This window comes from Actinopolymorpha sp. B11F2 (assembly GCF_040195635.1).
Lineage (GTDB): Bacteria > Actinomycetota > Actinomycetes > Propionibacteriales > Actinopolymorphaceae > Thermasporomyces.
On the sequence record NZ_JBEFTX010000020.1, the window covers coordinates 147,419 to 154,007 of the forward strand.

Annotated in this window: 8 protein-coding genes; 2 read left to right on the forward strand and 6 right to left on the reverse strand. The window is 69.6% G+C overall.

Annotation, left to right across the window (positions count from 1 at the left end; all coding sequences use genetic code 11):
• Positions 1-58: 58 nt before the first annotated feature.
• Positions 59-814 (reverse strand): N-acetyltransferase, encoded by a 756-nt coding sequence (locus tag ABN034_RS28820; RefSeq protein WP_349694126.1) that lies wholly within the window; start codon positions 812-814, stop codon positions 59-61.
• A 45-nt stretch (positions 815-859) separates the two neighbouring features.
• Complete coding sequence (locus tag ABN034_RS28825) at positions 860-1,240, reverse strand: YciI family protein (protein ID WP_349694127.1); 381 nt, start codon at positions 1,238-1,240, stop codon at positions 860-862.
• A 199-nt stretch (positions 1,241-1,439) separates the two neighbouring features.
• Here ABN034_RS28825 and ABN034_RS28830 point away from each other — a divergent pair, with 199 nt between their 5' ends.
• Positions 1,440-1,916: a nitroreductase family deazaflavin-dependent oxidoreductase gene (locus tag ABN034_RS28830; RefSeq protein WP_349694128.1), complete on the forward strand. Its 477-nt coding sequence runs from the start codon at positions 1,440-1,442 to the stop codon at positions 1,914-1,916.
• 54 nt (positions 1,917-1,970) lie between these two features.
• Positions 1,971-2,984 carry a nucleotidyltransferase domain-containing protein gene (locus tag ABN034_RS28835; protein ID WP_349694129.1) on the forward strand — a complete coding sequence of 338 codons (1,014 nt, stop codon included), beginning with the start codon at positions 1,971-1,973 and terminating at the stop codon, positions 2,982-2,984.
• A 63-nt stretch (positions 2,985-3,047) separates the two neighbouring features.
• Here the strand turns inward: ABN034_RS28835 and ABN034_RS28840 are convergent, their stop codons facing one another.
• The 4 genes from ABN034_RS28840 to ABN034_RS28855 all read right to left on the reverse strand — a co-directional run bounded on the left by ABN034_RS28840 (position 3,048) and on the right by ABN034_RS28855 (position 6,171).
• Entirely contained in the window at positions 3,048-3,878 is an 831-nt protein-coding gene (locus tag ABN034_RS28840) for a sugar phosphate isomerase/epimerase family protein (RefSeq protein WP_349694130.1), read from the reverse strand.
• Between the two features lie 50 nt (positions 3,879-3,928).
• The gene (locus tag ABN034_RS28845) at positions 3,929-4,084 is read right to left on the reverse strand and encodes a hypothetical protein (RefSeq protein ID WP_349694131.1); all 156 of its coding nucleotides are present in this window, start codon (positions 4,082-4,084) and stop codon (positions 3,929-3,931) included.
• A gap of 87 nt (positions 4,085-4,171) precedes the next feature.
• Complete coding sequence (locus tag ABN034_RS28850) at positions 4,172-5,197, reverse strand: helix-turn-helix transcriptional regulator (RefSeq protein WP_349694132.1); 1,026 nt, start codon at positions 5,195-5,197, stop codon at positions 4,172-4,174.
• Positions 5,198-5,442: 245 nt separating this feature from the next.
• Positions 5,443-6,171: a class I SAM-dependent methyltransferase gene (locus ABN034_RS28855; protein ID WP_349694133.1), complete on the reverse strand. Its 729-nt coding sequence runs from the start codon at positions 6,169-6,171 to the stop codon at positions 5,443-5,445.
• Positions 6,172-6,589: the final 418 nt, after the last annotated feature.

Consider the following 6,589-nt stretch of genomic DNA (forward strand, 5'->3'; position numbering starts at 1 on the left):
CGCTGGCGCCACTTTAACCGGCGACGCCCGACGGTCAAGGCTCGGCCCGAACCAACGATCACGCTTCACCGAGGTCGTGGTGGATCCAGACGTTCGGTTCGACGTAGACGGCGAAGTCATGGGTGATGTCGCACCGCACGGGCACGAGCGCCTCGGGTACCTCCACCTCACCGTCGTGATCGAACGGCAGTCCCGTCCATCCGCGCCACTGGTCGAGGGAGCCGCCGATGAGCATCGACGCGGGTGCGACCTTGACGATGCGGCCGCCGGCGCGGACGTGCACGCGGAGCCACGGATCGGCGGGGAGCCCGTCATCACGGCACTGGGTGAGATAGGTACGCATGGACACGCGTTGCTGGCGCTGTTTGCCGTTCGGGCGTACCGGCGCGACCAGGGTGTCGTGGCCCTGCGCGCTGGCGGCATCCCGCAGCGCCGTGAGCATGCGGTGCGACAGGCCCTGGCCTTGGTACGCCTGGTCGATGGCGATCTCGAGCGCGCTGACGGCGGTCGGCGTACGACCGGCGCGGACATCGGCGAACCCCCACGTGAGCACGGCGTCCCAGCCACCGTCGGGGTACGGATCCCGGCCCGGACCCTCGGCGCAGAAGGGGATGCTCAGCCCGCGCGCGACGACTGCGCCGTCGCCGTCCGTGGCGACGACACAGTACGCCGGAAAGGCCGCCCGAACCTGACCGAGCAGAGCGTCGGCGACCTTGTCCTGGCGCATGAACTCAGGCCACGGACTCTCAAAGTCGAAGACGCGGTCGGCGAAGTCGGGCCGCTCGGTCAAGGTCGTGATCACGACGTTCGTCATGCTGCCAGGCTCCCAGAACGCCGGGGTCCGACGCGACCCGATTGCCTAGGCCAGGTGGTCGCCGGTCTCGCCCTGGAAGGGGCGTACCTCCACCGGGAGCGTGGTCGCCGCGGCAAGCCCCCGACCCCACTCGAGGGCGGCGTCGAGATCGGCCGCCTTCACGATGGAGAGCCCGCCGACGTGCTCCTTGCCTTCGACGTACGGCCCGTCGGAGGTCAGCACGTCCCCATCCTTCACCCGTACGACGGTGGCGGTGCTCGGTTCGTGTAGCCCGCCCGCGAAGACCCAGGCACCGGCGGCCCTGAGCTCTGCGTTGAAGGCGTCGACATCGCGCATGATCGGTTCGAGGAACTCCGGCGGCGGCGGGCCGGCAGCGTCGGGCTGTTGGATGCTGAGCAGATAGTGCTTCATGTCGTACGCCTCCATGGGTGTGGTTCCTGCCGGCGTTGTTCGGGCCGGCTCTCATCGTCTACACGATCGGCGCCCGCCCGGATCGACATGCGGGCGTCGTCCTGATCTCTCGGTGGGCGCCCCCGCCTGCTCAGGAACATCCGCGAGAGCAGTACTATGCATCTCGTATTATCTGGACTGCGAACCACTGTGCGATCATCGTTCGGAGGAGACCGTGCGTACCTACCACCACTCGACGGGTCTGCGAATCGCCAACCGAGTCATGACGATCCTCATCAAGCTCGGCCTACCCGTCCGCGGGTCCGGTGTTCCCACGGCCCTGCTCACGGTCCCGGGCCGCAAGAGCGGACTGCCTCGTACCACTCCCATCGCTCTGCTCCCCGACAACGACGGCGAGGGCGAGGGTTGGCGGTTGATGGCGCCCTACGGGGTCGTGGACTGGGTGAAGAACCTCCGCGCCGCAGGCTCTGCCACCCTCACCTGGCGAGGGAGCACGTTCGACGTGACCGCCCACGAGCTGACGCCGACGGAGGGAGCACCCCTCCTCCGCGACGCCGTGGCCAACGCGAGCCCCATGCTGCGCAAGGCGTTCGCGCCGTACTTCTCCACCTCGCCCGATGCTCCCCTCACAGACTGGGAGGCAGAGGCAAGCCACCACCCGGTGTTCAAGCTCCGGCGAGCCACACACTGACACGTATCCTGCTGCTGGTCGTTCCTGCTCGTGCCCGTGTAGGAGGCTTGCCTCGTGCCGCAGATTTCCGAACCAGCGCAGCATGTCGATCCCCGCCTGCTCGGGTGGAAGGAGCGGCTGGCCAGTCGCTGCACGGAGGCGGTCGAGGCACTGGCCGCGGTTCCCGGTGTCACCGGACTCGTCCTGGGCGGAAGCGTCGGCCGCGGCCAGCACTGGCCCATGTCCGACATCGACCTCATGGCCCTGTGCTCCGGACGCGACGTGCGGGAGACAGCCGCCGACGTCGACCGGACGGCGTACGAGCTGAGTGCGATGTGGGGCAGCAGCGGGATCTACACCGCGGTCGACGCCGGGCGACTGACCTTCGACGAGGCCGAGGTACGGCAGACGGCTTCGGGTGGTCTCCCCGCCACGGTGGAACGCATGGACGACCCGCGCTGGCTGCACGGCATCGACAAGATCTACGGCGGTGTCGCGATCCACGACCCGCACGACGTGGCGGCTGTCTTCCTGGACTGGTCGTCTCGGCACCGCTTCGACACCGGCGTGGTCGCGAGGCGCCGGGAGTCCTGGTGTGACCAGGCCGAGCAACTGCTCCTGGACACCGAGCGGTTGGTGCACAGCGGCGACGCCACGGGCGCCTGGATCAGTCTCCGAAAGGCCGGGGGCGCTCTCGCCGAGGTCGCCACCGAACGCTGGGGTCAACGGGCCGGTTCGCTCGGACGGTACTGGACGCTCTTCGAAGCGCGGGCGCGACGGCACGGTGATCCCGAGCTTGCCGCTCGCCTCATGACGGCAGCGCACGCGCACCCTCAGTGCGTCTCCGCCGTGGTCGACGCCGTACCAGAGTGGCTCCAGGACCGGATCGCACTGTCGTACTCCGCGCGCCGCCTGGTCGGCGAGGAGATCACGCCGGCGCAGAACGCCCGGGACAACGTTCTCGCCTTCGCGCAGCTCTACCGTGGCCGGTTCCCGTCCGCGCAACAGGCCTGGATGCGGGGCGAGGACGGCGCGATCCTGCAGGACTCGATCGCCGCGCTCACGGAGCTGCTCTCACACCTGCGGTGATGAGCATGACGGGAACGAGCACGGGGGGACCAGCATGGCAGGGATGGGCCGCTTGGCCTCCGACTAACCGTCAAGCCAGGCGAGCAGGGTCGCCGCATCCTGCTGGAACGCTCCTGGGTCGTCATCGCGTACGAACTCCAGCAGGGCGAAGCGGGTCACCGCATCGGCGTCAGCCCGCGGCTCGGCCCCCTGCTCGCCTCGCAGATCGGCGAGTACGCCCTGCCACAGGTCCGCGCGGTCCGCGAGTGGCAGCCGGGCACCGTCGGCGCTCCAGGAGAAGACGTGGGCCGTCGTGAGATGGCGGCCGAGCGCGCGCACTTCGTCGCGTGCCTGGGCCGGCGTCGGCGTACCGCGTCCCGGCTGCCAGTAGGTCCACACCGCCGGGCCAGACGTACCCAGCAGCACACGCACCTCGTCGAGCAACGCGAGCGTCGAGTCGACCGTGTCGGTCAGGGTGCCCGGATGGAACTCCAGCGCGACCTTCAGGTCATGCTCGGCCGCCCGCACGACTGCTTTCGCCAGCCCGTCGACGACGTCCGCACGCTGGCGTTCGGTTGCCTCCCCCGAACCGAGCCGCCCGGCCCACACCCTTACCGAGGGTGCGCCGAGTGCGACGGCGGTCTCGACGACGGGCACGAAGTCGGTGGCAGCGTCGGAACCCGGCCGGAAGTACGAGCCGTAACTTGCCACAGCCAGGTCGTGGCCGGCGCACAGTCCTCGTACGTGCTCAGCGGTCCGCAGGTTTCCCACGGGTACGTGGACATCGCCACCCCACTCGACCGCCCGCAGCCCGGCGTCGGCAGCTAGCTCGACGACACTGGCCGGCGCGAGGTGGCGGAACGTCACCGACACAAGGCCGGGAACAACGGCTGGCTGCGGTCGTACGTCCGTCACGCCACTCTCCACGGGGTCGGGGCCTCCTCGAGATCTCCGCATACGTCCGATCATCCTGGCACGTGGTGTCGGGCACCAGCGAAGGCGACGATCTCGGGCAGGGCGGGCCGGTATCCGTCGGTGGTGTCGACGTGGAGCACGGGTGTCGCCAGCGTGGTCTTCCCGAATCCACCCGGCGGCCCACTCACCACGACCAGCGTCGGCAACGGCCCTGCGACTCCTCTCCCCTCTCCCACGCATCGGCCAGCGATGCACCGCAGGCGCCGCACCAAGCAGTCACACGTCAGGGACGGCTACGCCGACTCCTGGGCGCACTTGCTGACCCCGACGGAACGATCCCGAACTGGGGGTAGTGCGTAGGCGCTCACGAGGTTGCGCCCGATCCGCGCCAGCTCGTGTCGTACGGACGCTGGAGCGAGGACCCGGACCGCCTCGCCGAAGTAGATCAGCTCGAAGGCGGCATCGCCGACGGACGGGAAGCGGGCACGGAACCGCCGCGGCCCAGCTGACCCGTTCTCGCCGGGGTCGAGTGCCTGAACGTTGTTCCAGGGGCCCAGGACCCCGGTCACCTCGGGTACGGCGTCCGCTTCGACGGAGAACTCCACACTGATCTGGTCGGGCCAGTGGGGCAACTCGTGGTTGACCTCTTCCCAGGCGCGAGCCAGGTCGAAGTCGTCCGGGCGTTCGACCGGCTCGGCAGTGGCGGCGACGTCGGCCACCCGGGAGGCCCGGAACGTCCTCGGGCCGGCTTCGGTGCCCGCGAGGAGATACCAGACACCGCTCTTCGAGACCAGCCCGTACGGATGGACCCGGCGTACGGACGCCTCGCGCCCTGGTTTGGCATAGGTCAGGTCCACCTGGAGGCCGGCGACGACGGCGGCGCGAAGGCTGGCCAGCATTCTCGGCGTCTCCTCGGCGAGCTGACCCCACCGGGTCGGGTCGACGTGGACAGCTCGGTGCGCCTTCGTGGCGTGGCTCCTTGTCTCCTTGGGCAGAGCGGCGAGCAGCTTGCGCAGGGCCGAGGACACGCCCTGTTCGATCCCGAGACCCGCGAGGAGTTCGGGACCGGTCGCGAGGAAGAGCGCCTGGGCCTCGTCGGCGGTGAGGCCCGAGAGGTTGACCTGGTAGCCGTCTGTCAGTGCCCACCCGCCACCCCGGCCGCGCTGTGAGTACAACGGCAGCCCGGAGAGGAGCAGAGCGTCGAGGTCACGGCGGATCGTTCGTTCGGACACCTCGAGCCGGCTGGCCAACGCAGGGGCGGTCAGCTGTCCGTGAGCCTGGAGGAGCAGGACGATGGCCACCAGGCGGTCGGCACGCATGGAAGCACAAGATAGCGAGGAAACAGGACGCAGGGGTGGCCGGTTTTCTCCGTATCGTGCCGCCGATGCTCACACTGATCGGTTACGCCTACCGGGTCGCCCGTACCGCGGCCGGATCCTGGAAGCCGGCACGCACGAGGAGCTGGCGAAGGCCGGCGGCCGGTACGCGGAGCTGTTCGAGCTGCAGGCGCGGGCCTACCGCAGAGCGACCGAGTGCGAGTCCTGGCGCGCCCGGCGGCGGAGCGTCACGCCGTCGTCCCTTGCTTGCGGGCCATGAGGTAGGCCTGCTGGGTCTTCTCAGGCCCGGAAGGCTCGCGGAGCGTTCGTGCGTACACGACGAACCCGGCCGCGGCCAACAACGCGGCGATCCGGTCGGGCGCCAACCGGTAGGCGTCGAGCTCGATCGCGTGGCCATAGGCATGCTCGAGGCGTACCCGCTCGTCACCCGCCTGGAAGGCCAGTAACAACTGGCCGTCCGCACGGAGGACCCGGTGGAACTCCGCGAAGATCCGCGGCAGGTCCTCCGGTGGCGTGTGGATGATGGAGTACCACGCGACGATGCCGCCGAGCACGCCGTCGGCCACGTCCAGATCGGTCAGCGAGCCTTCGTCGAAGCGCAGGTGGGGGTGCGCCTGCCGGGCCACCTCGATCATCGCCGGCGACAGGTCCACGCCGAACACGTGCAGGCCGAGACCGTCCAGATGCGCCGTCACCCGGTCGGGTCCGCACCCGAGATCGGCGACCGGAGCCGCGCCCGCGGCCGCCGCGCCCGCGGCCGCTGGGCCCGACACGCCCGCCGCGCCCGACACGCCGGCCGCACCGGCGCCGCCGGCCAGCACGAGTTCGGCGAACGCGGCCAGGAACGCCCGATCCAGCGGCTTCTCGCCAAGTTCGACCTTGAGCAGCTCGGCGTAGTCGACGGCAACGGTGTCGTAGGCGGCCCGGGTGGCCCGGAGATAGGACGCTTCAGTCATGCCGCGGACGGTACTGTCAGCCACCGACCACGATCCGGGCATGCGGACCAGCGGTGAGCCGGTGCGTGCGCAACCAGTTCCTGAGCGAACACCCCGACGAGCTTCTGCCCGTCTCTGCGGACGGGCACAGGCTGCGTATGCTTGCACCGCTATTGGCGGGGATGCACAGCGACAACGGCGGCGCCCAGGCCACACACAGTGGCGGCAGACGATCGGACGGTAACCATGTCCCCCAGTCACCGGGCTGAGAACTACCGCGACCCGGTTGCCGAGCAGACCGGCTTACCCCGACTCGGCGGTCGGTATGACCTTGGCGAGGTGCTCGGTCACGGGGGTATGGCCGAGGTGCGTATCGGTATTGATCGGCGTCTTGGTCGGACGGTTGCGGTGAAGACGTTGCGGGCTGATCTGGCTTCTG

Bases quoted from the DNA above. Each gene is read 5' to 3' on its own strand.
- ABN034_RS28820 (WP_349694126.1), bottom strand. From the start codon at position 814: ATGACGAACGTCGTGATCACGACCTTGACCGAGCGGCCCGACTTCGCC.
- ABN034_RS28825 (WP_349694127.1), bottom strand. From the start codon at position 1,240: ATGGAGGCGTACGACATGAAGCACTATCTGCTCAGCATCCAACAGCCC.
- ABN034_RS28850 (WP_349694132.1), bottom strand. From the start codon at position 5,197: ATGCGTGCCGACCGCCTGGTGGCCATCGTCCTGCTCCTCCAGGCTCAC.
- ABN034_RS28855 (WP_349694133.1), bottom strand. From the start codon at position 6,171: ATGACTGAAGCGTCCTATCTCCGGGCCACCCGGGCCGCCTACGACACC.